This window comes from Leptospira interrogans (assembly GCF_900156205.1).
In the GTDB taxonomy this organism is placed as follows: domain Bacteria; phylum Spirochaetota; class Leptospiria; order Leptospirales; family Leptospiraceae; genus Leptospira; species Leptospira interrogans.
Genome location: NZ_FTNA01000006.1, coordinates 191069 through 217214 on the forward strand (window position 1 = coordinate 191069; position 26146 = coordinate 217214).

General features: G+C 34.3%; 21 protein-coding genes. 10 read left to right on the plus strand and 11 right to left on the minus strand.

Annotation, left to right across the window (positions count from 1 at the left end):
• Positions 1-188: 188 nt before the first annotated feature.
• Positions 189-2567, minus strand: coding sequence for a M4 family metalopeptidase thermolysin (locus BW942_RS07520; RefSeq protein WP_011172400.1), 2379 nt, complete (start codon positions 2565-2567; stop codon positions 189-191).
• Positions 2568-3695: 1128 nt separating this feature from the next.
• Positions 3696-6080, minus strand: coding sequence for a M4 family metalopeptidase thermolysin (locus BW942_RS07530; protein ID WP_170870525.1), 2385 nt, complete (start codon positions 6078-6080; stop codon positions 3696-3698).
• An 863-nt stretch (positions 6081-6943) separates the two neighbouring features.
• Here BW942_RS07530 and BW942_RS07540 point away from each other — a divergent pair.
• The 6 genes from BW942_RS07540 (at position 6944) to BW942_RS07570 (ending at position 12739) form a co-directional block, all read left to right on the plus strand.
• Entirely contained in the window at positions 6944-8155 is a 1212-nt protein-coding gene (locus tag BW942_RS07540; protein ID WP_000068289.1) for an argininosuccinate synthase, read from the plus strand.
• Entirely contained in the window at positions 8152-8634 is a 483-nt protein-coding gene (coaD, locus tag BW942_RS07545) for a pantetheine-phosphate adenylyltransferase (protein WP_000681221.1), read from the plus strand. The genes BW942_RS07540 and coaD overlap by 4 nt, the downstream gene beginning before the upstream one ends.
• A 9-nt stretch (positions 8635-8643) precedes the next feature.
• A complete protein-coding gene (locus BW942_RS07550; RefSeq protein ID WP_000091691.1) occupies positions 8644-9057 on the plus strand; it encodes a nucleoside-diphosphate kinase in 414 nt (137 codons plus the stop codon).
• 474 nt (positions 9058-9531) lie between these two features.
• The gene (locus tag BW942_RS07555; protein WP_000994380.1) at positions 9532-9714 is read left to right on the plus strand and encodes a hypothetical protein; all 183 of its coding nucleotides are present in this window, start codon (positions 9532-9534) and stop codon (positions 9712-9714) included.
• A 914-nt stretch (positions 9715-10628) separates the two neighbouring features.
• Positions 10629-12095, plus strand: a complete 1467-nt coding sequence (locus tag BW942_RS07565) for an NADP-dependent isocitrate dehydrogenase (protein ID WP_001291837.1) — start codon at positions 10629-10631, stop codon at positions 12093-12095.
• A 275-nt stretch (positions 12096-12370) separates the two neighbouring features.
• On the plus strand, positions 12371-12739 hold the full coding sequence (locus tag BW942_RS07570) for a hypothetical protein (RefSeq protein WP_000127382.1): 369 nt from the start codon (positions 12371-12373) through the stop codon (positions 12737-12739).
• Positions 12740-13267: 528 nt separating this feature from the next.
• On the opposite strand, the gene BW942_RS07575 is transcribed toward BW942_RS07570, so the two are convergent.
• The 3 genes from BW942_RS07575 to BW942_RS07585 all read right to left on the minus strand — a co-directional run bounded on the left by BW942_RS07575 (position 13268) and on the right by BW942_RS07585 (position 15950).
• Positions 13268-13657 (minus strand): response regulator, encoded by a 390-nt coding sequence (locus BW942_RS07575; protein WP_001012319.1) that lies wholly within the window; start codon positions 13655-13657, stop codon positions 13268-13270.
• Positions 13658-13661: 4 nt separating this feature from the next.
• Positions 13662-15197 carry a sensor histidine kinase gene (locus BW942_RS07580; RefSeq protein WP_001288616.1) on the minus strand — a complete coding sequence of 512 codons (1536 nt, stop codon included), beginning with the start codon at positions 15195-15197 and terminating at the stop codon, positions 13662-13664.
• A 519-nt stretch (positions 15198-15716) separates the two neighbouring features.
• A complete protein-coding gene (locus tag BW942_RS07585) occupies positions 15717-15950 on the minus strand; it encodes a ferredoxin (RefSeq protein ID WP_000764038.1) in 234 nt (77 codons plus the stop codon).
• A gap of 89 nt (positions 15951-16039) precedes the next feature.
• Between BW942_RS07585 and BW942_RS07590 the strand changes: the two genes are divergently transcribed.
• The 4 genes from BW942_RS07590 (at position 16040) to BW942_RS07610 (ending at position 20225) form a co-directional block, all read left to right on the plus strand.
• On the plus strand, positions 16040-16606 hold the full coding sequence (locus BW942_RS07590; protein ID WP_000061045.1) for a hypothetical protein: 567 nt from the start codon (positions 16040-16042) through the stop codon (positions 16604-16606).
• Complete coding sequence (locus tag BW942_RS07595) at positions 16603-18159, plus strand: FAD-dependent oxidoreductase (RefSeq protein ID WP_000016784.1); 1557 nt, start codon at positions 16603-16605, stop codon at positions 18157-18159. Before BW942_RS07590 ends, BW942_RS07595 begins: the two co-directional genes overlap by 4 nt.
• 651 nt (positions 18160-18810) lie before the next feature.
• Positions 18811-19050, plus strand: coding sequence for a DUF2905 domain-containing protein (locus BW942_RS07605; RefSeq protein ID WP_000426905.1), 240 nt, complete (start codon positions 18811-18813; stop codon positions 19048-19050).
• The gene (locus BW942_RS07610) at positions 19047-20225 is read left to right on the plus strand and encodes a pyridoxal phosphate-dependent aminotransferase (RefSeq protein WP_000664912.1); all 1179 of its coding nucleotides are present in this window, start codon (positions 19047-19049) and stop codon (positions 20223-20225) included. The genes BW942_RS07605 and BW942_RS07610 overlap by 4 nt, the downstream gene beginning before the upstream one ends.
• Positions 20226-21270: 1045 nt before the next feature.
• Here BW942_RS07610 and BW942_RS07615 read toward each other — a convergent pair.
• The 6 genes from BW942_RS07615 to BW942_RS07640 all read right to left on the minus strand — a co-directional run bounded on the left by BW942_RS07615 (position 21271) and on the right by BW942_RS07640 (position 26115).
• Entirely contained in the window at positions 21271-22257 is a 987-nt protein-coding gene (locus tag BW942_RS07615) for a M14 family zinc carboxypeptidase (protein WP_000943793.1), read from the minus strand.
• Positions 22258-22271: 14 nt separating this feature from the next.
• Positions 22272-22685 carry an LA_2478/LA_2722/LA_4182 family protein gene (locus BW942_RS07620; protein ID WP_000773476.1) on the minus strand — a complete coding sequence of 138 codons (414 nt, stop codon included), beginning with the start codon at positions 22683-22685 and terminating at the stop codon, positions 22272-22274.
• Positions 22686-22696: 11 nt separating this feature from the next.
• Positions 22697-23425, minus strand: coding sequence for an OmpA/MotB family protein (locus tag BW942_RS07625; protein WP_000088841.1), 729 nt, complete (start codon positions 23423-23425; stop codon positions 22697-22699).
• The gene (locus tag BW942_RS07630) at positions 23422-24072 is read right to left on the minus strand and encodes an FFLEELY motif protein (protein ID WP_001281797.1); all 651 of its coding nucleotides are present in this window, start codon (positions 24070-24072) and stop codon (positions 23422-23424) included. Before BW942_RS07630 ends, BW942_RS07625 begins: the two co-directional genes overlap by 4 nt.
• Positions 24069-25298 (minus strand): LIC13341 family surface-exposed protein, encoded by a 1230-nt coding sequence (locus BW942_RS07635; protein WP_001067879.1) that lies wholly within the window; start codon positions 25296-25298, stop codon positions 24069-24071. The genes BW942_RS07630 and BW942_RS07635 overlap by 4 nt, the downstream gene beginning before the upstream one ends.
• A gap of 289 nt (positions 25299-25587) precedes the next feature.
• A complete protein-coding gene (locus tag BW942_RS07640; protein WP_000353596.1) occupies positions 25588-26115 on the minus strand; it encodes a DUF1564 domain-containing protein in 528 nt (175 codons plus the stop codon).
• Positions 26116-26146: the final 31 nt, after the last annotated feature.

Here is a 26146-nt window from a genome sequence, read left to right on the forward strand (position 1 = left end):
AAGATAATTTTATACGGAAATTTGATTTGAATATAGTTTTTTTAGACTTTATAAAAGTTTCTTAAATAAAAGGGAATCTCTATAAAATTTCAAGACGACAAAATTTCATAAAGAACTTCTACATAACACTGGTGTTTAGTGATCAGTTCCTTTTAAAATTCATTTTATAGAAATTCCCTTAAAGATTTCTATAAACTGAAATCTAGAATCGAAACAATATAATCCTCCACTTCTCCTTCTACAAAGCTTTCACTCGAACCTTGATAAGCTTCTCCACTTTGAGCCGCCTTCATAGAAACTCTCATCTTCGCATATCCAGTAAGTGCATTCGTTGGGATCTTAATCGATTTTTGTAATGTTCCTCCAAACGAAGAATTAACAGTATCCTGAACTACCATTTCCGACGATTCAAAACTACCGTTTTGATTAAAATCGATCCATACTCTCCATTTGTGAACTTTTGACGGATTACTTGCCGAACCCTGACTCAATAACACCATGTTATACGTCACTCCTCTCAAGACCGTTGGAAGTAAGTATGAATTATCCTTGTACCCACAATCGTTTCCGGAATCGTTCGTTACATTAGAAAGTTTTACAGAAGCGATATAATGTCGAGGCCTTACCATACCTTGTCCTCCGCGAGAAGTCGTCTCAGCCGGAACAGCTACTGCATCCCAAGCATCAATTGTACTTTTTACTTCCGAAGAAAACAAACCATACAATAGTTTAGCCGCAATAATCGCATAAGTCCTTGCAGAAGTATAACCGGACGTAGAAGAAAGAAAAAGAAGGGCAACATAAGCAATTCTTTCGGCTTTTTCAATGCCAATTCCAGAAACGTTATACGTGCATTCATAATCGTTAAATCCTAATTTTCCTTTGGATAAAGTATAGAACCAGTGACTCAAAACAAGACTATTCGTATGTGCTTCGTTATCTTCAAAATCCCAAAGATCTCCATGATACGTATTTGGCCCAGGGGACATTACTGTAGTAGATTTTGGATTTGACACAGAACGCATTCCTCCTCCCGGAACCGTTTCATCTCCTACTAACCAAATATTCTTTTGCATTCCTAAAACTTTATTTACGTAGTTATTTACACCAACATTCCAAATATCGCTAAAACCTTCATCGAGAGCGCCTGGCTCCATATCAAGATTAAAACCCGCAAGATCCCCGTTGATACCATGCCCAAATTCATGAGATACAATATCCAAAGAAGTAAAATCTTCATATTTAGGGTCTAAGAGAATCGGTAGATTAAAACCCTTGCATATACTATTTTTATGAGGACAGTAAACGTAATATATTTCTTCCGTAACAGGATCCCAATACGCGTTATTCGCTACAAACGCATTAAAATAGTGCACGTTATTAAATATTCTACTATTATCACCATCATAACTCAACCGATTATGAATGGATTTGAAATAGTCATAAGTCATTTCAATTCCCCAATGTGCATCCAATAACGCATCATGATTATAATCGTCATGATATTCAGATTGCGACCATGAGTTATTAGTATCAATCATTGGAATATTCAAAAGTTGAATATCTTCCAAAGGATCTTTTACAAATTCCCAAGAGTAAGTATAAATTCCACCGCCTCTCGAATTATCTTTCAGTTCAAAATGGTTCGTTTTTCCTGCCGTCCAAGTTGTAATCGATTGTAATCCGCTAAAACGGGTCATTGCCGTTCCCTGTTCGATACAATATTCTCTGTCTATTATACAACGACTATAATCAATATCTATTTCTATAGGAGGTTTTGGACTTGGAAATTGAACTCCCTCGTATCTTCTAGCATCTTTACTGGATAGAATTTCCCCAGAGTTAGAATCCACATACACGTATCTCGATATTGGTGGATCTATCGAGGCTATACCAAATTTATAAGCCAATCGAAACTCTTTTTTAGTATTGGATTTTCCTAATGAATGTTCATAAACTAATAGTTCTCCCTTCGGAAAATAACTTGCATTTGGATCATTTTTCTTACGTTTCAATGCTGCTTCTCGTTCAACAGATTCCCAAATATACTTCTTAGCTCCGATATGTTTTAAAGTCTTTGAAAGTGCTTCTGACTCGGATAGCTTAGGAGAGGAATTAAAATTCTCTGGAACTTGGTGAAATTCACCCATCATCAATTCTATCGTATTCTCTTTTGAGACCACTGTATAAATTCCATTCTCTACTCTAATACCTTTATATCTCTGCTGGAACCGATCCTGATCATAATTACCTACACGAGCCGAACGCAAGAATGTAGCTTCAGAACTTAAGGGTAATTGCAAATACGTCTTAAGAACTTCAGGTGCTTGTTTACGTGAATAAGGAACTAGATCCGAATTGAACTTCGCAAATGTTATCCTACCATCTGACGTATACGTCCTTTCAGAAAGCGCCTTACTATCCAATTGAACAGGATTTAAAACCCACAACCAAGATTCTATTCCCGGGCCCTGTTTATCCTTACAAGAAAATAATATCGAAATCATAAACATACTTAAGAGTATCTTTATATTCGAATTGATCTTTAATAACTTTAAAAGTCTCATTCAATCCCTCTGTTTTAATTTTAAATTTAGTAAACCCTCACTCACCAACTATAACGCGTTAGGTTAAATTATTTCAAATTTACAAAAAAATATGTAATAAAATACCCTCAGTGAATTTAAGGTTTTAAACAGACGCATGATTAAAATAATATATTAGAAGAGTAAAGTATTTTTATACTTAAAAAGGACCTTTACAAAATCTCAAAATAGAAGAATCTTAACTTTGAAAATGAATCCTAAACCGATTCAATACTCAATTATATAAATACTATTTAAAAAATTTGAAGATAAAGAAGACTTTTTATAAAATAGAATTTTTGAAAATTCCATAGCGGAGATTAGTAAAATTGCTTCAATGATTCATTTCAATGCAACAAACAGATGAGAATTAATTTTTCAACAGCTCTAATGAATTTTAATCAGATGAAATTCTTTAACAGTGAATAAAAACCTGAAAATGTGGAAACTCACACAAACTTCAAGAACATTCAAAGATCTATAAATTGTTTTAAGGGACCTAATCTGTGGGAATTAATACATCTCTTTTGAAGGTTTAAAAGATAATTTTGGTAGGTTTTTCGGTCTTAAAATTTAATTTGAAAATGAAATTATCTTAGAACTTGCCCAAAAATCTCGAAATGCGAGACCTAGTACAAAAATTTAATGAGATTAGAACTGCCCGAAGGTTCGCAAATTGCCAAATGCAATCTAATTTGTAGAAACTACTGCATTTTATTAAAAATTTCTAAAGAATGATGCGTAAAATTTTTTTGAAGTTTTGGACAAGCTCTTAATAAATTTCTATAAAATCATAAAACAGCTTTTTTTAACATTCGTTTTTTTCATCAAATTGCTGTTTTGTTATGACTAATTAACGAGGAATTTATTTTTGAAATTTAGATAGAATTTTTAAGAATACACTTCAAAACCTGAAAACCCATACAAACTTTATAAATACTCAAAGATCTATAAATTATTTTAAGAAACTTAATCTGCGGGAACTAATACGTTTTGTTGAGAATTCAAAAATTTTAAGACAAACTCGAACTTCAAACTGCAAAAAGGTTCTAAATTGATTAATTCTATCTAATCCAATTTTGAAACTTTTCGCAGTTATTTTAGAGATTTCTAAATACTGAAATTATTGATAGTTATCGAATAATCTTCAACTTCTCCTTCGGTAAAGGATTCATTCGCAAGTTGATAACTTTCTCCGCTTTGGACTGCCTTCATAGAAACTCTCATCCTCGTATCGCCAGTAAGCGCACTCGTTGGAATCTGAATCGATTTTTGAAGTGTTCCTCCAAATGTATCGTTGATAGAATCCTGAACTACCATTTCCGAGGATTCAAAACTACCATTTCGATTGAAATCGATCCATACTCTCCATTTGTGAACCTTAGACGGAATACTTACCTCACCTTCGCTCGATAACACCATGTTATACGTAAATCCTTTAATGACAGTAGGATGTAGGTATGAATTATCCTTGTACCCACAATCATTTCCGGAACTTCTCTCTAAATTAGAAAGTTTTACAAAAGTGATATAATAGTGCGGCTTATACATTCCTTGTCCACCGCGAGAAGTTGTATCAGCTGGAACACCTATTGCATCCCAAGCATCAATTGTACTTTTTACTTCCGATGAAAACTTACCATACAAAGCCTTAGCCGAATAAATCGCAGCGGTCCTTGCAGAAGTATAACCGGATGTAGGGAAAAGATAATAGAGAGCAGCATAAGCGATTTTTTCCGCCTTTTCAATGTTGATTCCAGAAACGTTATACTCACACCAATGATCATTGATCCCTTGTTTTCCCTTGGATAAAGTATAGAACCAATGACTCAAAACAAGACTATTCGTATGCGCTTCGTTATTTTCAGAATCCCAAAGACCTCCATAATACGTATTTGGCCCAGGGGACATTACTGTAGTAGATTTTGGATTTGACACAGAACGCATTCCTCCTCCCGGAACCGTTTCATCTCCTACTAACCAAATATTCTTTTGCATTCCTAAAACTTTATTTACGTAGTTATTTACACCAACATTCCAAATATCGCTAAAACCTTCATCGAGAGCGCCTGGCTCCATATCAAGATTAAAACCTGCAAGATCCCCGTTGATACCATGTCCAAATTCATGAGATACAATATCCAAAGAAGTAAAATCTTCATATGTAGGGTCTAAAATAATAGGTAAATTAAGACTTTTGCATGTACTACTGTTATGAGGACAGTATATATAATAGATTTCCTCTGTCATAGGATCCCAGTATGCATTATTACCTACGAAAATATTAAAATAGTGCACGTTATTCACTACTTTGCTATCATTTCCATCATAACTCAACCGATTATGAACGGATTTGAAATAATCATACGTCATTTCAATTCCCCAATGTGCATCCAATAATGCATCATGATTATAATCGTCATGATATTCAAATTTCGTCCAACCGTTATTAATATCAACAATGGGAACATTCAATAAATAAATACCCATAAATGGATCTTCTATAAATTCCCAAGAATACGTAATGATTCCTTTACCTCTCGAATAATCCTTCAGTTCATAATGATTTTCTTCTCCTGCAGTATAAGTTGTAATCGTTTTCACTCCGCTAAAACGAGTAGACGCTGATCCTTGTTTGATACAAGGAGTTTGATCCGGAAAACAAATTCCGTAATTTGTATCCGGAGGAGTTGGTGGAGTCGTTGGAATTGTATCTCCTCCACCCGCTTCGTATCTTCTAGCATCTTTACTGGATAGAATTTCCCCAGAGTTAGAATCCACATACACGTATCTCGATATTGGTGGATCTATCGAGGCTATACCAAATTTATAAGCCAATCGAAACTCTTTTTTAGTATTGGATTTTCCTAATGAATGTTCATAAACTAATAGTTCTCCCTTCGGAAAATAACTTGCATTTGGATCATTTTTCTTACGTTTCAATGCTGCTTCTCGTTCAACAGATTCCCAAATATACTTCTTAGCTCCGATATGTTTTAAAGTCTTTGAAAGTGCTTCTGACTCGGATAGTTTAGGAGAGGAATTAAAATTCTCTGGAACTTGGTAAAATTCACCCATCATCAGTTCTATCGTATTCTCTTTTGAGACCACTGTATAAATTCCATTCTCTACTCTAACACCTTTATATCTCTGTTGAAAACGATCGTGATCAAAATCTCCTACACGAGCCGAACGCAAGAATGTAGCTTGAGAAGTTAAGGGTAATTGTAAATACGTCTTAAGAACTTCAGGTGCTTGTTTACGTGAATAAGGAACTAGATCCGAATTGAACTTCGCAAATGTTATCCTACCATCTGACGTATACGTCCTTTCAGAAAGCGCCTTATTATCCAATTGGACAGGATTTAAAACCCACAACCAAGATTCCATTCCTGGGTCCTGCTTATCCTTACAAGAAAATAATATCGAAATCATAAACATACTTAAGAGTATCTTTATATTCGAATTGATCTTTAATAACTTTAAAAGTCTCATTCAATCCCTCTGTTTTAATTTTAAATCTGTCTTCTACGAAAACCCTTAAACATTAAGCGAGATATAAATAATCATTTAAAAATCCGTTATTCTAAAAATAACATGTAGAAAAAATAATATTCATAAAGGTTAAATTTAAGGAGATTGAACTAGAAAAAAATATACCTTAAAAGTAAATAAATTTTTTACATAAACATAAAAAATTAACAAATATTATTTTTATAAATAAGAATATTCTACAAAACGAATCTTATTCCATCACCAAATTGAAATTAGATTATTTTTTTAGAATTAAAAATACACGATTGTTCGAAAACAAGAGATCAAAAAAAATTTGAGAAAAGTTTTTTATAAAAATGTTCTCAAAAAAGAAATACAATATATGTTGTTTAGAATTTATTTTAAACTTCCATTCATCCCGATACGATGAAGTATCATAAATTCTGTATTTAAACCGTATCATTTTTAAGTATTCTACTAACACAAGTTCTGCGTAAGAAATCCATAATTCTGAAAAAAGTTGATCTGAATTTTATAGATCGATTCCTAAAATGTAGGAACTACTTCAATTTAAAAAATAAAAGTTGATAACAATTGAAATTGTCGTATTCAATGCGGGAACTCACACAAAATTTAGGTTTGTCTGTAAATGATGTAGGAACCTACTACAAACCACGATTTTACGAACAAATTCTAAAATTGTAGGAACTCATACTTTTAGAAAATTCTTTTCTAATTTTCTTTACACCAAACTTATATTCTATTCCGTAGCGGAGAGCCAAAACTAAACACTCCAAATCCCGTAGTAAAATCGGGAAAATCCGGTTGTCTAGAGACCCGTACCAATTTTCAGTGTTCTCAGAATGGCGCAAAACAAACCTGTTAAGAAAATCGTTCTCGCTTATTCCGGTGGATTGGATACGTCCGTAATTCTTACCTGGTTGAAAGATACATACGGTTGCGAAGTAATCGCTTTTACTGCGGATATAGGTCAAAAGGAAGAACTTTCCGGACTAGAAGAAAAAGGAATTAAAACAGGAGCTTCTAAGGTTTATATCCAAGATTTGCGTTTAGAGTTTGCTAGAGATTTTATTTTCCCAGCCATTCAAGGAAATGCAATTTATGAAATGAGGTATCTTCTTGGAACCTCTTTGGCTCGGCCTTTAATTGCCAAGGCAATGGTAGAAGTGGCCGAAAAAGAAGGTGCAGACGCATTTGCACACGGGGCCACTGGCAAAGGAAATGACCAAGTTCGCTTTGAATTAGGAGTCAAATCCTTAGCTCCTGAAAAAACAATCATCGCTCCTTGGAGAATCTGGAGTTTTGGCGGTAGATCAGATCTAATTGAATACGCAAAATCCAAAGGAATTCCAGTTCCAGTAACTGCGGAAAAACCGTATTCGATGGACCGCAATCTAATGCATATATCTTATGAAGGTGGAATATTAGAAGATCCTTATAAAGAACCAGATGAGAAAATGTTTTTATTAACAACCTCTCCCGAAAAAGCTCCCGATGCTCCTGAATATTTGGAACTCGATTTCGAAGAAGGAAATTGTGTAGCAATCAACGGTAAGAAAATGAATCCTCTTGAAATCATGGAAACGCTCAATACGATTGCGGGCAAACATGGAGTGGGAAGAGTTGACATCGTTGAAAACCGACTCGTAGGAATCAAATCTAGAGGAGTTTACGAAACTCCCGGCGGGACTATATTATTTTTAGCTCATAGAGACTTAGAATCGATTACGATCGATCGAGACACACAACATCATAAAGATAAACTTTCCATCGAATTTGCAGAACTCATTTATAACGGACATTGGTTTTCTTCCAGAATGAAAGCAGTTCGAGCTTTTATTACAGAAACACAAAGATATGTTAGTGGAACCGTAAGAATAAAACTTTACAAAGGGATTTGTTCTGTTGTAGGAAGAAAATCCCAAGTATCTCTTTACAACCCAGAAATGGCGACTTTCGAAAAAGAAGAATTATACAATCAGAAAGACGCCGAAGGTTTTATAAACATCTACGGCTTACCCGCTCAAGAAACGGCAAGGCTTCGCAAAAAATGAAACACCTGGCAATTTATCCAGGCTCCTTTGATCCTCTTACAAAAGGTCATTTGGATATTCTTCAGAGATCTTTGGGACTTTTCGACAAAGTAATCATTGCGATTGCCGTCAATTCGAACAAGTCCACTTTATTTTCGATCGAAGAAAGACTTGGATTTATTCGTGAAGTTACAAAAGGTATGAAAGGTTTGGAAATCGATACCTTTCAAGGTCTTACCGTTGATTATTGTAATAAAGTCGGAGCCAATAGTATCATTAGAGGACTTAGAGCCGTTACGGACTTTGATTACGAATATGCAATTTCTTTAATGAATAAAAAATTGGCTCCAAATGTGGAAACCGTTTTTTTAATGTCTTCCGGAGAATATTCATTCATTTCTTCTACGATCGTAAAAGAAGTAGCAAGACATGGAAGAGACGTAAGCAATCAGGTCCCAGAAATCGTAAGTAAAGCATTACTTAAAAAACTCTCTCAATAAGGAAAAAAAATGTCCAGAACGTTCATCATGATAAAACCAGACGGAGTTAAAAACAAACACGTCGGAAACATTCTCTCTAGAATTGAAAAAGAAGGATTCAAAATTCTAGGTTTAAAATACCTCAAGTTATCTCTCGAAGATGCTAAACAGTTTTATAAAGTGCATTCTGCTCGTCCGTTTTACAACGACTTATGCAACTACATGTCTTCCGGTCCAATCGTCGCCGCTGCTCTTGAAAGAGACAACGCAGTTCTTCATTGGAGGGAAGTAATCGGGGCCACCGATCCAAAAGAAGCCGCCGCTGGAACCATTCGAGCTCTTTATGCAGAAAGTAAAGAAGCCAATGCAGTCCACGGTTCGGATTCAGATGACAATGCAGCATTAGAAATTTCTTTCTTTTTTAAAGGAAACGAATTATTCTAAAACGAACTACATAAATCAAAGAGGAGTTTCAAGACTTCTCTTTGATTTATATGGAGTTTGTTAGTTCTATTACTAACAAAACGATTTTATCGATTCGTTTTACTGGTAGCTTATAATAGATTATTTTTGTTTAAAATTCCAATGATTCCTAAGATATTTTTGAAATCACTTTTAATATTTTTTACTAAACAGATCTTTGCGATCAAGATTCGCAATACAATGCTATATTAAAATTGCCAAAACAATCCATATTTACAATTCACAAATCAGCTTTATCCATTCATCTTAATAAAAACAAAGAAAAATAGTTCTTAAACAACTTTCGTATCTCTAGATTTTTGCGACGATAGATTTCATTTAAAATTTAGAATATTTTAAAATGAATCGATTTTTTAGTTGTACTTTTTGGAAAGAAATTATTAATTATTTTCTAAAATCTGTTATGAAAGGATTTTTTAAACCGACAATTTGAATATGAACGCAAGCACAAGGGAACAACTTCAAAAACACAGCGAAATCATGAAACAATACAGAAAAAACGATCCTTTTGGAGATCCAAATCACGGAACTCCGGATTGGATGGACGACGTTATGGAGCTAATCTATTCTAAAGAGGAGTTTTTAGTAGATTCAGAAGCAGATTTTGAAATCGAATAATTATTTTTGTCTTATCGATAAAAATCTGTTTTTTTATCGGTTTGAATTTTAAGCTTATCTTAAAATCTTAAATTAAGTCACCTACAACGGAATTTACGTTAGATACCTTCCAATAAATTTTATTTGTATTTTTCCTATTTTGAAACCATCAGAGTTATTGAAAAATCGATTCTCCATCTGTTTCATGGAAACGTTGATTGAAACAGTTTGGTTAATTTGAACTTTCAGCAATTCTATTAAATATTTCTGATAGAAACTTCTTTGGATTCATACTTTTTCAAAATTTCATCTAATATCTCTCAGAGTTCGTTCTATTGATAGGCATAAAACAGAGTACATTTAATTTTAAAGACTGATTCTAATCAAAATTAAAAATATTCTACGAATTCTATAAAGTTGAGTACCGTAAATTTCTACTGCAAAACATTGTATAACTTTGTTATATAGTTCTAAACAATAGTAAACTTGAATTCAGAGTAAGAAAACGGGGCGAATAAAAACTCAGGTGCAACAACTCCTGAATGCAAATCCTTAAAGGCATTCGCTGAGTTCTCCGAGTCGTTCAACAAATCGTTTTCTATGGATCGCGTTTTGAGTCGTAGTAGTAGCAGTGAATTTTATAATTAAAATGGCTTGCGAACGCGGCATAATAATCACTTTCCCATTTGTTACTCACGTGAATCCTTAAAATTTCAAAATGTTAAGAACTCATATAATTTTCTAAGACTCAAAACAATTTGTACAAAACTAAATTAACGTGAGTTCGGTATAACGCGAAAAGAGTCGATACGGAGCAATAAAAAAACATTATACAAAATCGAACCGTAACATTTTACACAAATTCTATTTTTTTGATGTAAGAGAATTGACCATACTCTACGTTTCAGATCTTATAGAAGTATTAGGAGAATAGAATGTCCGAAAAAACTAAAATCGCAATTGCCTACGGTGATGGAATCGGTCCTGAGATTATGGATGCGACTCTTAAAATTTTAAATGCTGCCGGAGCTAAAATTGAACCGATTGAAATCGAAATCGGCGAAAAAGTTTATAAGGAAGGACACTCTTCCGGAATTAAACCGGAAGCCTGGGATATTCTGAGACAAACTAAAGTATTTCTAAAAGCACCCATTACAACTCCTCAAGGAGGCGGTTACAAAAGTTTAAACGTTACTGTCAGAACTACCCTAGGTCTATTTGCAAACGTTAGACCCTGTTTTTCACTGTATCCATACGTAGAAACCAAACACCCTTCCCTAGATATTGTAATCATCCGTGAAAATGAAGAAGATCTTTATACTGGAATAGAACACAGACAAACCAATGACACGGTTCAATGCCTTAAATTAATTTCCCACCCAGGATCAGAAAAGATCATTCGTTACGCATTCGAATATGCAAGAGCTTACGGAAGAAAAAAAGTAACCGCGATGGTAAAGGACAATATTATGAAACAAACAGACGGTTTGTTTCATGACATTTTCAAAGAAGTAGCCAAAGAATATCCAGAATTAGAAGTAAATTCTCAAATCATAGATATAGGCGCAGCCAACCTAGCAGACAGACCTCAAAATTTTGACGTAGTAGTTACTTTAAATTTATATGGAGATATTATTTCTGATATAGTCGCTCAGATCGCGGGTTCAGTAGGAATGGCAGGTTCTTCCAACATCGGAGAAATTGTTTCTATGTTCGAAGCAATCCACGGTTCTGCTCCGGACATAGCAGGAAAAAATCTGGCAAATCCATCTGGCTTACTCAACGCCGCAGTGATGATGCTCGTTCACATTGGACAACCGGACATCGCTGCAAAAATTAATAACGCGTGGTTATTGACCATAGAAGAAGGAATTCATACCGGAGATATTTTTAAACCGGGAGTAAGCAGAATTAAAGTGGGAACCAAAGAATTTTCCGACGCGGTAATCGGAAATTTAGGTCATCTTCCTGGAAAATTCAAACCAGTTTCTTTTGGAAAGGCTAAGAAAATTATAATTCCTGAATATAAAAGAAACATTCAAAAGAAAGATTTAGTAGGAGTGGATATTTTTCTGGATTGGGTAGGAAAGGATCCGAACGAACTCGGAAATAAACTCAAATCTGTTTCCGACGAACTGATGTTAAAAATCATCACCAACCGGGGAGTCAAAGTTTATCCTGACGGCCAACCGGAAACTTTTTTGATCGATCATTGGAGATGTAGATTTGTAAGCAAAAATGCACTGATTAAACAAGAGGACCCTTCCTACCATCCAATTTCTCATAAACAAGTAGCAGAACTTCTTTTAAAGTTAGACTTGGCCGGTTTTGATACAATCAAAACGGAAAATCTTTATTACTTTAACGGAAAAAGAGCCTTTTCTTTAGGGCAAGGAGAATGAAAAAATTAGAGTTGTTGAAAAATTAATTTTCTTCTGTTTTTTTCATTAAAATAAATAGGTAAAATTGTTTGTCGATACGGGCTTTTTTTAAACAACTCTATTATACTATCAAATTTCTGTTTGAAATTGTCGATTATCGTTCAATTGAAGACGCATATTATAAAAGCTTCTCTTTACAAAAATGTTTCTCTAAAACTTTATAGGTAGATTAAATGAGTTTAATATTAGCAATAACTTGTTCAATTATAGGATTGATCGTAGGAATTATAATCACATTGACCGCAACTGGAGATTATAAAACTTTTCCTATTTTTTCTGCCTTGGCAGGATTTTCTGCATCTTACGTGATTTGGAAGTTTTTTGTAGAAAAGAGTCAAAATTATGGAGTCACAAGAGGAATTTTTCTGGGAATTGTAATCGTGATCATTTCCCATCATCTAACGTTTTACTATTTTATTCTATTTGCAAATATCGAATACTGGATTTTGAATATTAGAAATCCGGATAATATTCCTCCTCTAAATCCTTTCTCTGGTCTTTTCGTTGTTTCAATAGGCACTTTGTGGAGTTTAATTTTCTATGGTTGGATCACCTTACCAATCGGGGCTTTTGTAGGATGGTTTTTCACCAAATACAAGACGTAAACGTTTTATAATAAAGTAAGTTCAGCGTAAGAAAACGAGAAAGTTTTTTCTAAAAGTATGAGTTCCTATAATTTTAGAATTGATTCGTAAAATCATGATTTGCGATAATTTGCACAAAAACATCGTATTGAATGATTTATAGTTTTTTTTATTATTATAATTTTTATATGAGTTCCCGTACTTGGATAACGTAAGTTCGATATAACTAATGTGAAAGCGGTTATTGATTACAACCTAACACTGCGATTCGTAAAGAACCTAGTTTAGGAAACGTTTTATGGATTAAGTTTTTATTCACTCAAATTTTCTTACACCGAATTCAATGATTATCAACTTCTATTTTTAAATTGCAGCAGCTCCCACATTTTAGGAATCGATTTGCAATGTTTAGATTACGAATTTTCCAGAATCACGGATTCTTTTACGCAGAATTTACGTTAATCTATAGCAAAGAAAACAAAGTTCGTTTGTTTTCTAAATGTGCCGCTAACTTTTAGAAAATTCTTTCCATTGGAAACTGATGTTAAATCAAGCAAGTTGGCTATAAAGTCTTTGAATGTGATCTTGGGTAAGAGGTTTAGAAAGATAACCTTTGACTTCCGGAAAAGAATTTGCCTTTACAATATCTCTCTCATCTACGGACGAACTAACCATAAAAATGGTAATTTTTTTAGCCAAAGCCCCTTGAATCTTCTTAAACTCGTCTAAAAACTGCCAACCATCCATAAAAGGCATATTGATATCTAAAAGGATTGCATCTGGAAGTTCTTCCTGATCTAAACTCAGTGTTTGAAGTTCCTGAAGGGCTAGTTCACCATCTTGGAAATCGCGTAGTTTTGTAACCCTACCGTCTTTTTCCAAAAAACGCCTAGCGATCATAATATAGATGGAATCATCATCCACCAACCAAAAATTCATATTACTATTGTTCGAAATCATTGTATTTATTGAAATTAATGAGGAAAGATGTACCTTTACCGGGAGAACTTTCAACCGTTATTTCACCCCCAAGAGATTCTATTTGATTTTTCGTCATAAATAACCCGATACCTTGACCCTCTTTTTCTCGATGGAACGTTTTGTTCATTTTAAAGATTTGATGACCGTATTTTTTAAGATCGATTCCTAGACCGTTATCCCGTACAGCTAAAAAGATCTTTTTATCCTCAATAAATGAGACGAAAGAAATTTCCGGTTTTTTGTTCGGATCGGAATATTTTAAGGCATTACTCAATAAATTCAACAATATACTTTCCAGATATACTTTCGAATAAAAAATTTCAGGAGACGCATTAAAATCAGTTCGAATATCTACATTCATTTCCTGAATCTGAGCAGAAAGAAGATTTTGAACCTTATTAAATGCATCTTTAAACAGAATCGTCTGTTTATCTACATTTCGATTCTTTCGAATTTTGATTACTTCTACAATATCATTTAAGGTGGTCATTAAATCTTCTACGCTCGTTTCTAAAGATTGAAAAAGCTGGTCTTTGTCTGTGCCATATTTCTCGCAAAGCATAGTAGTAAGAGTAAATATATTTCCAATAGGAGAACGCAGATTGTGAGAAACGATCTGGTTGAATTCTTCCAATTGAGAATTTCTTTCCGCCAAGTGATTACTCAAAACTTGAAGCGTTTCATTCTTTTCTATCAAAGCAGAAAGCATATTCTTGCGATCAGTAATATCTTGGATCTGAGAAATGAAAAACAACGGGTTCTTTTGAGAATCTCTTACAATAGATACCATCAATAAAACCCAAATGATACTTCCGTTTTTATGAAAGTACCTCTTCTCCATTCTATAGCTATCTCGCTTATTCTCTAGTGTTTCCTGCAAAAGATTTAAATCGGCGGTAAGATCATCTGGGTGTGTTATATCTTGAAATGTAAGTTTTAAAATTTCATCTCTAGAATAACCGATTATATCCAAAAGGCTCGAATTCACTTCCAGCCATTTTCCTTCTAAAGAAACAAGAGCCATTCCAATGCCAGAATAATAAAACGCATTAAAAAACTTTTCTTCGGAAAGACGAATCTCATCCAGAACCTGTTTACTATTTGTAGTATCTAAAATTGTATTTTGCTCTAGATATTCTCTTGTAGTTGCTAAAAGCGCGATCACATTTCCTTGGTCGTCAAAAATCGGTTGGGTAATCGTCTGTAACCAAACGTATTTTCCATCCTTTCTCAGAAACTGATACTCTACACGTTCCCGTTCTCTTCCTTCTAAAATCGGTTTATGAGAATTTGTAAATATCCTTTCTCTATCTAAAGGATTAAAGTAATCATATGGATTTTTACCGATCAATTCTTCTGGTTGATAACCTAACATAGAAGTTACGGAAGGGCTGACATAAAGAAAAATTCCGTTCGGATCATGAAAACAAATTAGCTCCGGACTTCTTTCAATTAGAAATTTATAAAAATCAGCCGACTGAATCTTAAATTCACTCAATTTGTGTACCGTTGATTTCCTCAAATTGGGTACTATTTTATAAAAGACAATTCATTACGGAAATGAAACGTAGATTTTTACGTTTTTATTTTGTCGAATTCATAAATTTTTAACCTGAAACGGTTTGTTATCGGGCTTTTTATTCGTAAAGGCTTTTAAAGTTAGAAATCAAAAACAATACTCAATGAAGTTAAAAAAGAAACAAAAGTTTTTACCTTTGATTCCTACATAATAGATGTTTTAAACTTTTGCATAAATCTACCGTTTAAATACAAATCCCGGACACTTACTAAAAAACGAAACACGCATATGATTGAGCAAAATCCACAAGGCACTGGAATGGGACGTAATTTGTGAAAATTATTTCATTTTGGAAAAACTGTAAATCATTTAAGACAGCTTTTTAAAAAGGACTGGAGTTTGGTTTAATTCTATTTTCTTAAGTTTTGGGAACAATTGAAGATTAGGAATTCTTAAAAGATGAAGAACTGATATTCTTGTCGAATCTGAAATAATAATTTATTCTCCGTCGTCTCCGAGGGCTTCGACAGGACAAATTTCCATTGCTTTTCTAGCAGCTATTTCTTCTTCGGGAGTTGCCGGTTGTCTATGAAAATAAACTTTAGATTCATCTTCTGTATATTTAAGAAGCATAGGAGCTTCTTCTAAACAGTCATTACAAGGAACACAACTATTATCGATATAATATTTTCCAGGTGCGTTCTGCTTTACCTTATCGTTTTTATCGGCCATGTTTGACAAAGTTTATGGAGTAATCGTCTCGTCAATCTCCTTTTTCAGAATTGACATTCATACTAATTCAAGAATAATCACCGAAAGTTATGAGCTTATGGACAGAAAAAATATCGAGACGAAAACTATTCGGTTTTGGTCTTGGGGGGTTATTGAGTCTTTGTATTGGTGCATTCTTTTTCAATCGTTTCAAACGATCCTCGTATAAGACTTTATTTTTTTCATCGTCCGAAGTTGAATTTTTACAGGCTTATTCTCAAACTCTTTTACCTCCCACACCGGGTTTTCCCGATCTTGAAAAAGCAGAAGTAATTCGAAGGTTAGACGAAGAATTTTTTTTCGTAGATCCAAGTATCTCCGACGATTTTAAATCCCTCATTATAATTTTAGAATATCTTCCTTTGATAAGTGGATATTGGAGTCGTTTTTCTAAGTTAAACGAAATAGATCGAAAGAATTTTTTGCTTTCTCAGGAAACAACCAAATCCGATACGATCCGAGCAGCATTAGCAAATCTTAAACTACCCGTTTATTTGGTTTATTACGGTCATGAATCTTCTTTCAAAGCAATTTCGTATGACGGACCTTTTGGAAATCCTCCAGAAAAATTAAGCGAATCCAGAATCTATTATAAAAAAATCTTGGGGGAATTATGAGCGGTCGCGTTTACGAATGGAAAAACTTAGGAGATTCCAGAACCGTAAAAGCGGATGTAGTGATCGTAGGAACTGGATGTGGTGGTGCCACTTTAGCTTATGAACTTTCTAAAAACGGAAAGAAGGTAATAATGATTGAAGAAGGTGGTTACTATCACACAGGAACATTCGACAACCACGAACTTAACATGGCCGGAAAGGTTTCCGCAGAAAGAAACATGGCTACCGATGCAACTGGTACAATCAATTTAGTTTATGGAAAAAACGTAGGTGGAGCTTCCGTTCACTACTGGGCAGACAGCTACAGAACCCCTGATGACAGACTCAATCTTTGGAAAAAAACATACGGAGTTCAAGGTCATTCTCCCGAAGACCTAAATCCCTATTGGAAGGAATTAGATGAAACTCTAAACGTTCATCCCGCTAAAGAAGAATATTATAATAAAATGAATCAGCTTGTGCGCAAGGCTTGCAAATCTCTCAGCTGGGAAGGCAATCCTGTCCCACAAGCCAGAAAGAACTGTCAAAAATCTGGTCATTGTATGCAAGGTTGTATGTATGGGGCTAAACAAAGTCAGCTGGTCACACATATTCCTAAAGCAATGTCTTTAGGAACAGATATTTATGCAGATTGTAAAGCAGTTCGTTTAGAACTAAAAGGCGATAAAGTAGAATTTTTAGAAGCAGTAATGATCGACCGTCCTTCCGGAAAAGAATCGAATATCGTTTTAAAATTTGAAGCTCCGATTTTTGCAATCTCTGCCGGTGGTTTCGGTAGTTCTACATTCTTACTTAAAAACGGATGGAAGAAAAAACTTCCGGCTCTTGGTGAATACTTAGCAATCAATCCCTCCCCTTTCATTCATGCGTTTTATGAAGAGCCTATCATTCAATGGAGAAATATTCCTTCCGCATTTGGTGTGGAAGAATTCCGCTTAGCCCGTTTTAAAGAAGATGGAAGTTATATTGAAGGTGGCTTCTTAATTATGGCCAATCAACTTCAACCTGGAAGTCTTGCGGCTTTAATTCCTGGCTTTGGTGTTGAACACAGAGAAATCATGAAACAACTTCCTCATATAGGAGGTACCATCGGGTGGATAGATGATGTTCCTTCAGAGTTAGGAAATATTTCTGTAAGCGCTTCCGGTAAACGTACCATTACATACAACTTTGGAAAGTTGACAAAAGAATTTTTAAAAGACTGCATTCGTAAACAAGCTCAATTAAATTTTAGTGCCGGAGCTAAATGGATTCTTCTACCGGATTTGAAACGTACAAAAATATTTTCCGAAAAAGAAATAGATAAAATCAATTTACTCGAACTTAACCCCGCTTCTATGATGATGGCCGCTCCTCATCCTGCAGGAGGATGTAGAATGGGACAAGATCCTTTTACATCCGTAGTAGATTGGAGACACAGAGTTCATGGTTTAAAAAATTTATACGTTTCCGATTCCAGCGTATTTCCCACGGGTGTTTCCGTCGATCCAAGTTATACGATTATGGCATTTAGCAAACAAGCCGCCAAATTCATTCTCGAAGATTCGGAATAAAATTATAGTTTTATAAAATAGGTTTCGATTCTATAAAATCGCAAAATAACAATTTTATGCAGAAATTGATTGGGTGATCATTAGATTTTTGAAAATTTTATATTAGAGTTGTTGAAAAATTCTATAGTGGAGTTTAACAAAACTACTTCAATCGACAGTTTCCATACAACGGAAATCGATGGCGAATTAATTTTTCAACAACTCTATTACTGATCTCTATAAAATTGAGTACCGTTAATTTTATCATAAATCGCCAGTTCCATACAAAATATTAGGTACTTATTATATAATTATGAATAATAAAACGATATTATCATTCACTTTAATAAAAAAAGAAAAATTAAAAACTCTATTATTTTTGAATTTATAAAAGTCTCTTACCGAGTTCTACAAAATTAAATACCGTAAATTTTTATTTCAAAAGTTAGTTTGAATACAAGATATTAGAGTTGTTGAAAAATCAATTTTCTATCTATTTTTATTTTATGGGAACGATTCATTGAAGTAATTTTGCTAATCTGAACTATGAAGTTTTCCAATAACCCTAATGCGTACTTTGTTATATAATTATCAGTAATACAGAAAGAACAAATTTTAAAAATAGAATGATTCTTGACTTTGGAAGTCTAAAAATTATAATTAAAACCGTTAATGGAAAATTTTGCGAGACCGTTTTTGGTTTTAGGCGTCTTATTTTTGTTAGTCGGCCTATTCATTCTTTACGGAAATAAAATTCCTTTCTTAAATTATTTAGGAAAATTCCCAGGTGATATTCGTATTGAAAAGGAAAATTTTAAATTCTACTTTCCATTAACTACTTCGATTTTAGTTAGTGTTCTAATTTCTTTAATCCTTTTTTTAATTCAAAAATTCAAAAACGGCTCTCCGTGAAAGAATCATTTCGGTTTAGTTCCCGGTTTTCATTCCAAGAAGGGGAAAATGAGTTTTCTAAAATTTTATCCGAATATAAGAAAAATCAAATTTATTATTTTGATCTAACTCTCTCCAACCCTACACAAGCTGATTTTCAATATCCTACGGAAGCAATTCGACATAGTTTTGCAACTTCGGACCTAATTACCTATCATCCAAATCCTCAAGGAAACTTAGAGACTCGAAAAAAAATCCAGGGATACTACGCTTCAAAAGGATTGGATATAGACCCGGATGATTTGTTTTTAACTTCCTCTTCTTCGGAAGCATATTCGTTTTTGTTTAAGTTATTTTGTGATCCAGGGGATTCCATCCTAATCCCAGCACCTGGTTATCCGTTGTTTGAATTTCTTTCCGTGATGGAAGGAATTCGAACCGTTTCCTATTTTACTAAAAAAGAAAATCGTTGGAAACTAACAAACTCAGACTTAGATCCAAAAGATTTAGAAAAATGTAAACTTATTTTATCGGTCAGTCCAAACAATCCCACAGGTTCGGTCTTAAATCAGTCTGATTTTTATTCTATAAAAAATACTTTAAAATATTATAATTTACCTATAATTATTGACGAAGTTTTTTCAGACTACATTTACGGAACAGAGTCTTATAATACTTTGATCGATCCGGACATACCAGTTGTAAACGTAAATGGTCTGTCAAAAATGTTAGGTCTTCCAGGAATGAAATTATCTTGGATTTTACTCAGTGGACCAAAAGTCTGGAAACAAAAATCGAAAGAATATTTGGAACTAATATCCGATACCTATCTTTCCGTAAATACTCCCGTTCAAAATATACTCGCAGATTTTTTTCAATGGAAAAATTTCATCCAATCCCAAATCAACAAACGTATTCAGAGAAATCTTTCTTTTTTAAAAGAAAATTTGAGCCACGATGGTGTTTCTAAAAAAATCCAATGTGATTTTCCAAACGCAGGTTGGTATTGCGTTTTAGAAAGTGAAGAATTTTTTCCCGAAGAGAAATACGCACTTCGTTTATTAAAAGAAAAAAAGATATACGTTCATCCCGGAGAAATATTCGGCTTTCCAGAAGAAAAAAATCTGGGAAGAATCGTTCTCAGTCTTTTAACTCCAACAGAAACGTTTGAGTTTGGTGTCAAAGAAATTCTTTGATAGTCTTATTAAAGGAACATTTTTAGAGCTTGCCACAAATCCTAAACACCGACTCCTAGGGAGTTTCGACCGACCTGTAGAGCGACCATAGAAGCAATGCATTGAGTTCAGGAAGCGAAACGTTGAGTTTTTCGAGCGCCAATAAAGCGAGACACTGAGTTTGAGAGAGCGTTTAGCGAGTTCAATTTTGATTCTAAATTCCTCTTCAACTTGTAAGGTTGATTATGGTGAGGTTCCAATTTCACACAAATGTGGGAACTACTATGAAAATTGAATAGAGTTGTTGAAAAATAAATTCTCTATCCGTTTCTGTTGCATTGAAATGGACAATTGAAGTAATTTTGTTGATCCCCATTATAGAGTTTTTCAACAACTCTAATGATGTTAGAACTGCTCAAAAGTTCGCAAATTGCCAAATGCGAGCTAATTTGTAAGAACTACTAACAGTATATTAAAAACTTCTAAAGAATGATCACTCAAACTTTTTGAAAGTTTTGAAACAAGTTCTAAGTTTTTCTATTTGAATTTTTATTTTTTATTAAACCACAAATTAGAAATTGGAAAAAACAAAAAAGTAGGATTTGAATGTTTCTATAAAATTGATAATTTTTTGAAAAAAGTATAATATTCTAATATATAAAAATTATACTAAGTTTACTTCTTGTTATAGTCCCCCAAAATATATAAGAAAATTCAATGTAGCGACTTAACGGATCGAGTCGTTCGACAGGTCTCCGCGGAAAAATTTAGTACCACGCTAATGTGCGGCAGGGATCGATGCTTTGGTCAATAAATTGAAATCAAAGGCGATATGTAGTATAAAGTTTATTTTATACAATTTATTGACCAAAGCGGAGAGCCCGGTCCCGCCTTGTTACTGTTAAACTCGCTTTCGCAATACATTGGCGGGAGCCGCCCAAAGTCGAACTAATATTAGTGTAAATCCATAACTTCGATATACGTTATGCGAAATTTCAGATTCTTATAAAGTTCACATTAAAATGTACTTAAACTTTTCAAAAAACGACTGACTTAATCTTTACAATTACTTCAAATCTTTCGGTTTCATAAGTCCTAAACGAACAAAATCCCGGAGAAAACCTCTATATCTTCCTATTGTTTCAATTTTGTTAAACGAAGCCGGGTTAAAAATCCCACGTTTACGAAACAGCTTAGAAGGATCTTCTCTAAGATCCGACCAAGTTCCCACTTCCAAAGTCAAAGGGAGAAGTTTAGAATTCCAATTCAAAGAATTTTTGTGATAGTTTCTATATTGGTCATAGAGTTTATCCCAAAGATCTCCGTGTGTTGTGTAGGTCTCACTTTGAGGCCCGTATTGAAAATGAATATGCCCGCAATGATGTTTTAAATGTTTTTCGATGTTTTGATACAAAGAAGTATCTGGACAAGAATATTTTGTATAAGCATAAGGCCACCACACGTTATCGATTGTTCCAAAGCCAGAATGTAAATCTAAAATCGGAAGTATTGCATCTTTTACTTCGAAAAAAGATTCATGAACCAAACGTATCAAAGCCCTAGATTCCGGCTCCAATCCGTTTCCTCGAAAATACGGCAAACGTTTGGAAATTTTTTGTCCACCAAAAAAGGGAATCGGTTTTACTGCTTCGATCCCGGAGTTTCTCATCAAGTCCACTCCCGCCGGATTGGATCTTTGTTTAAGTGCAACTCCACCTGGATTCAAAATTGGTAATACAATAATTCCTAATTTATCTTTTTTTAATTCTGGAAGATACCCAGTTGAATCAGGATGCAGTATATATTCTAAAAAATCAAGAAGGATCAAAATGCCGATCGTCTCTAAACCGTGAACCCCGGCAACAATCCCAACCGGATGTTCTTTGATTCCTTTTTCCGTTCCGATTTTTAACGCATGAATCGGAAATCGAAACCCTGCGGAAGTTTTTCTAGAAAACCCAATTTGACTAAAAGAAGTGAATTTACCTCCTAACTTTAGGATCCTTAAAATTTTCTTATCATATCGGTTGAGTCTTTTAAGACCGCGTAACATATTCAATTCTGATGTTATTTGGATTGAATCGTTTGAAGTAGACTACAGTCTTCGGAAAGTTCTAAAACCCCTTTTTGGATTTTATCGCAACTTTCTTTAATCACAGTTTGAAAACATCCTCTTACTGCTTTTTTTATGGTTTCCGGATTTTCGTTTGCAAGCAGATACGCGTTTGACTTACGAAATTTTTCCGCGCAATTGGCAGGACTCAACCTTTCCTGAATTAACGTTTTCGAAGATTCTTTCAAACTTTTCAAAGATACTTCTGCACAAGTTGAAATTTTTTGGCAATAAGCAGAAATCAATCCAGAAGATTCCTCCCTCCATACTTCATCTTGTATTCCTTGCGGAGGAGATTTTTTTTTACAACCCAAAACATTAAAAAGAAAGAATATTCCAAAAATTAAAAATAATTTGTTTAGTTTCATAATTTTTCCAATCAGCGTTCCGATTTTTTACGAATAAAAATTTCTACTCTTTCACCGGAAGCTTTTCCCTCTGGAGTAGACGAGGAATTTTCCACCGGCTTATATAAACTGGAAGCTTGAATGGAAATTTTTTCCTTGGGAATTTTATAATTTTTAGACAATGAATCTGCAATAAGTTCCGCTCGATACGAATTGTATTCCCAAACGTTTCTAAATCCTTTTCGAGAGGCTTCGTTTTCGTATGGGATTTGAACTTTTAGAATGATGTCTACATCCATCGCAGATGACAATTCAGAAATTTTTTGAAATGCAAACATCATATCCTCATCCGGTTGAAACTGCCCTTCCCCCAAAGAAGAACCAAATAATATAATTTTAATTTCTTCTGTCTCTTGAATTCCGATATTGAGTTTCGCTTTCTCTTTTAATTTTTTTAAAGTATAACTTATACGTTCCCAAAAACGATAAAGCTGAGTTTTAGGTTGGAGCAAAGGGTCATTTTCTAACGTAACCGTATTTCCTTGAAAAAAAGATTCTCCTAAACCAAAACCTCCTCGGATTACATCCGCCACCTGTTTGAGTTTCGTCTGGTCTACTTGGGAGATCGAATACATAATAATGAACAAACCCAGAAGAAGAGTGATCATATCAGCGTAAGTCAAAAGCCAACGCTCTCTGTTTTCATGTGACTCTTCCTTACGATGCCCTTTCTCCAAAAGTTGTCTGCGAAGTCGACTCATGCTTCTTTTCTACTTTCTCCAAGTAAAGTTTGAATATATTCCGTTTCCCTTTTTTTTACTTCTTCATAAAAAGAATTGAATATATTAGAAGAAACCGGAAGAGTTGCGTTATACGCTTCTTCCACACTTTGAAATAAAGTAGAGACGCCTAACAAAGAAGCCATAAACTTCGCTGGTTTGATCAAGTAAGCGCTGATAGGTTTATGAGCCAATTCGTAAAAAACTTTCAAATTTCTTAAAACGATTTCCAATTGTCTCATTCGTTCTTCATAATGACCCATCTGACTGTAATAAAAATCGTATTCTTCTCTACTAAGTCTTTTACCATCCCAATCTCCGTCTACGAGATGTTTGGCGAAAATAGTATCCATTTCCTCAGTAAGATTATTGAGTTCGATCAAGTATTCTATGTTTTCCCGTGAAGTTTCTTTCAACATACCTTTCACCTTTTGGTATGTGTCCATCGCAAGATGAAGCCAAACTTCTCTTCCTTCTAAGTTATAAATTTTTTCAAAAAAATATTCCACCATCGGAATCGTTTCTTCCAAATGAAAATAACTCGCGTAAAAAACACGGAACCGTTCTACTTGAGCCCGAACGACTTCCGCTCTTGCAGCTTTTAGTTTTTTATTAGTGAGATCGCTCATTCTTGCTTGGAAACCAAACCCAATTTGTAAGAAACGAATCCTTGTTGATCCGTCTGCTTTTGAATCGATCCAAACTGATTTGGAAGATTGACCACTTCTCTTCCCATTCGAGTAGAAGAACGAAATAATACGCTGGGAATTCCGTCTTTATCCGGAGTTAAAGAAAATCGAATTCCATATTTATGATTTCTTCCCCAACCTTCCTTTGTAATTTCAACAAGAGGAACCGTGGAACTGATATACTTACCAGAAGATGAAAACACGTTCGAACCGGGAGAATACATTCTCTGCCCTTCTTTAGTAGTATCTATGTTTATCTTTCCTCCGTCTGGAAACGAAATCGAAAGATATGTAACAGCCGAATAAGAGCCTCTGTTTTTAAACCAAAGAACCACTTCTCCGGGAACTCCTTTTTTCCACTCTTTTGGAGCCTCCAAAGAAAGAAGAGAAGGCACCGCAACTCTTGCAATATCGGGGACCATCTCCCAGCCGTTAAAAATAAAATTTTGCGCATAATTTCTGTTAGATGGAAAGATCGTAATATTTTTTTCGGTTTTATTATATTCAAAATCGATCCGCTTGGACTTAATTAGAAATTCATGATCTTTTAAAGTCATAAGTCCGTCTAAAATTTTGTGGCCCTTGCGAATCACATAAGGAACAGAAAAAAGTCCAAGAGGTGGCTCTTCGCTTAGTACTTCTAAAAATAAGGAATTGAATCTGTCTCCTGGAAGTTCATCCATTAGAATTCTCTTAACTATAAAACCCGCTTCTTTTTTTTGGGAATCAGATTCTCCGGGAAGCCAAGAAGATTTAGAAACGTCGTAATGAAGCGGACCTATGTTCAATAAAGAAAAAGAGAATTTTCCAAGTAAATACCATTCCCCTTTTTGCTTTTTAAAAATTCCAAGAACCTCTTCCGTTCCGTTTCTAACTAACGAAAAAGATTCAAGCTCAGGATCATCGTCTAAATTCCCTACTTTTTTAAATAGAACGTCAGGATTCTTTTTTTCATCGGCTGAAAATAAAAGTTCAATAATTTTGGAATCAGGAGGTGTTTTAGAAGAACAAGCTACAAATAGTGCCTGTAACAAAATAAATAGTGCTAAACATGTTGTCTGAAATCTACCATATCGACAAAGTTTAAGCCGAGAAATTTGGATTTTGAAACCAACAATAAAAGAGGCGGAAAAAATTTTCCTTAACAGAAATAAAAATGGATTCATGATTCAATAACAGAATTCGGGACTGAAAAAAGTTGTCTATGATTTTCCTACACTCTTACTATACAACAGAGTAACTAATATTTTGCATTCAAACCGTGTTTTCTGACAAAGATGTCAGCAAACAAAGGACAGATGTACTTCGTTTGCTCGTTTTAGTCAAAAGAAACGGCTTCCTCGGTGGAAAACATGAAAAAGGAATTGTTAATCATATTCTTTAGAAATGCAATTCATTATATCGTAATTCTTTTAAATATGGACTCAGTTATTTTACCCCCTCGCAATGAATTGATTACGAAGACTCCTGTAAGTAATAGGGATATTTGTCCGTCATTGGGTTTGGTTCGAACTTTAATTCTCTTGATATGAGATTTTGTCTCCTGTTGATCTTCCAAGTCATTTCGTAAGTCCAGTGAAAGCGAGGAACTCCCCGGTTCAAAGTTTTCACAAAAAAATCCCCTTGTTCATCCAGCCAGAGCATATAATTAAAAAGATAACACCGAGAAACCCCATGAGCAGCAGCTAACACACCTAAGGTCGCCCAAACACCGGTATGAACCCGAATACTGAATTTTTTCATTTTACCAACACCCAGATTGTATTTAATTTTACCCGCCTTATTATGAAGTCGCGTCATAGACGCAATTTGTTTCGAATATTTTCTCAGTAAAAAAGGAAGCCTATTCCGAAGAACCTTCCTTTCTTGAAAATCCAACCGATTCCAATAAACTTCCGGAACCAAAAGAGAATCGGTTCCAACAACACCTTCTATCAAAACAGATTCAATTTTTTGACCTTCATCGAATAAAAGAATATCCATACTAGGAAACGGTTCTTCTACTTATCTAAAC

Bases quoted from the DNA above. Each gene is read 5' to 3' on its own strand.
- BW942_RS07520 (WP_011172400.1), bottom strand. From the start codon at position 2,567: ATGAGACTTTTAAAGTTATTAAAGATCAATTCGAATATAAAGATACTC.
- BW942_RS07530 (WP_170870525.1), bottom strand. From the start codon at position 6,080: ATGAGACTTTTAAAGTTATTAAAGATCAATTCGAATATAAAGATACTC.
- BW942_RS07540 (WP_000068289.1), top strand. From the start codon at position 6,944: ATGGCGCAAAACAAACCTGTTAAGAAAATCGTTCTCGCTTATTCCGGT.
- coaD (WP_000681221.1), top strand. From the start codon at position 8,152: ATGAAACACCTGGCAATTTATCCAGGCTCCTTTGATCCTCTTACAAAA.
- BW942_RS07550 (WP_000091691.1), top strand. From the start codon at position 8,644: ATGTCCAGAACGTTCATCATGATAAAACCAGACGGAGTTAAAAACAAA.
- BW942_RS07555 (WP_000994380.1), top strand. From the start codon at position 9,532: ATGAACGCAAGCACAAGGGAACAACTTCAAAAACACAGCGAAATCATG.
- BW942_RS07565 (WP_001291837.1), top strand. From the start codon at position 10,629: ATGTCCGAAAAAACTAAAATCGCAATTGCCTACGGTGATGGAATCGGT.
- BW942_RS07575 (WP_001012319.1), bottom strand. From the start codon at position 13,657: ATGAATTTTTGGTTGGTGGATGATGATTCCATCTATATTATGATCGCT.
- BW942_RS07585 (WP_000764038.1), bottom strand. From the start codon at position 15,950: ATGGCCGATAAAAACGATAAGGTAAAGCAGAACGCACCTGGAAAATAT.
- BW942_RS07590 (WP_000061045.1), top strand. From the start codon at position 16,040: ATGAGCTTATGGACAGAAAAAATATCGAGACGAAAACTATTCGGTTTT.
- BW942_RS07595 (WP_000016784.1), top strand. From the start codon at position 16,603: ATGAGCGGTCGCGTTTACGAATGGAAAAACTTAGGAGATTCCAGAACC.
- BW942_RS07605 (WP_000426905.1), top strand. From the start codon at position 18,811: ATGGAAAATTTTGCGAGACCGTTTTTGGTTTTAGGCGTCTTATTTTTG.
- BW942_RS07615 (WP_000943793.1), bottom strand. From the start codon at position 22,257: ATGTTACGCGGTCTTAAAAGACTCAACCGATATGATAAGAAAATTTTA.
- BW942_RS07620 (WP_000773476.1), bottom strand. From the start codon at position 22,685: ATGAAACTAAACAAATTATTTTTAATTTTTGGAATATTCTTTCTTTTT.
- BW942_RS07625 (WP_000088841.1), bottom strand. From the start codon at position 23,425: ATGAGTCGACTTCGCAGACAACTTTTGGAGAAAGGGCATCGTAAGGAA.
- BW942_RS07630 (WP_001281797.1), bottom strand. From the start codon at position 24,072: ATGAGCGATCTCACTAATAAAAAACTAAAAGCTGCAAGAGCGGAAGTC.
- BW942_RS07635 (WP_001067879.1), bottom strand. From the start codon at position 25,298: ATGAATCCATTTTTATTTCTGTTAAGGAAAATTTTTTCCGCCTCTTTT.
- BW942_RS07640 (WP_000353596.1), bottom strand. From the start codon at position 26,115: ATGGATATTCTTTTATTCGATGAAGGTCAAAAAATTGAATCTGTTTTG.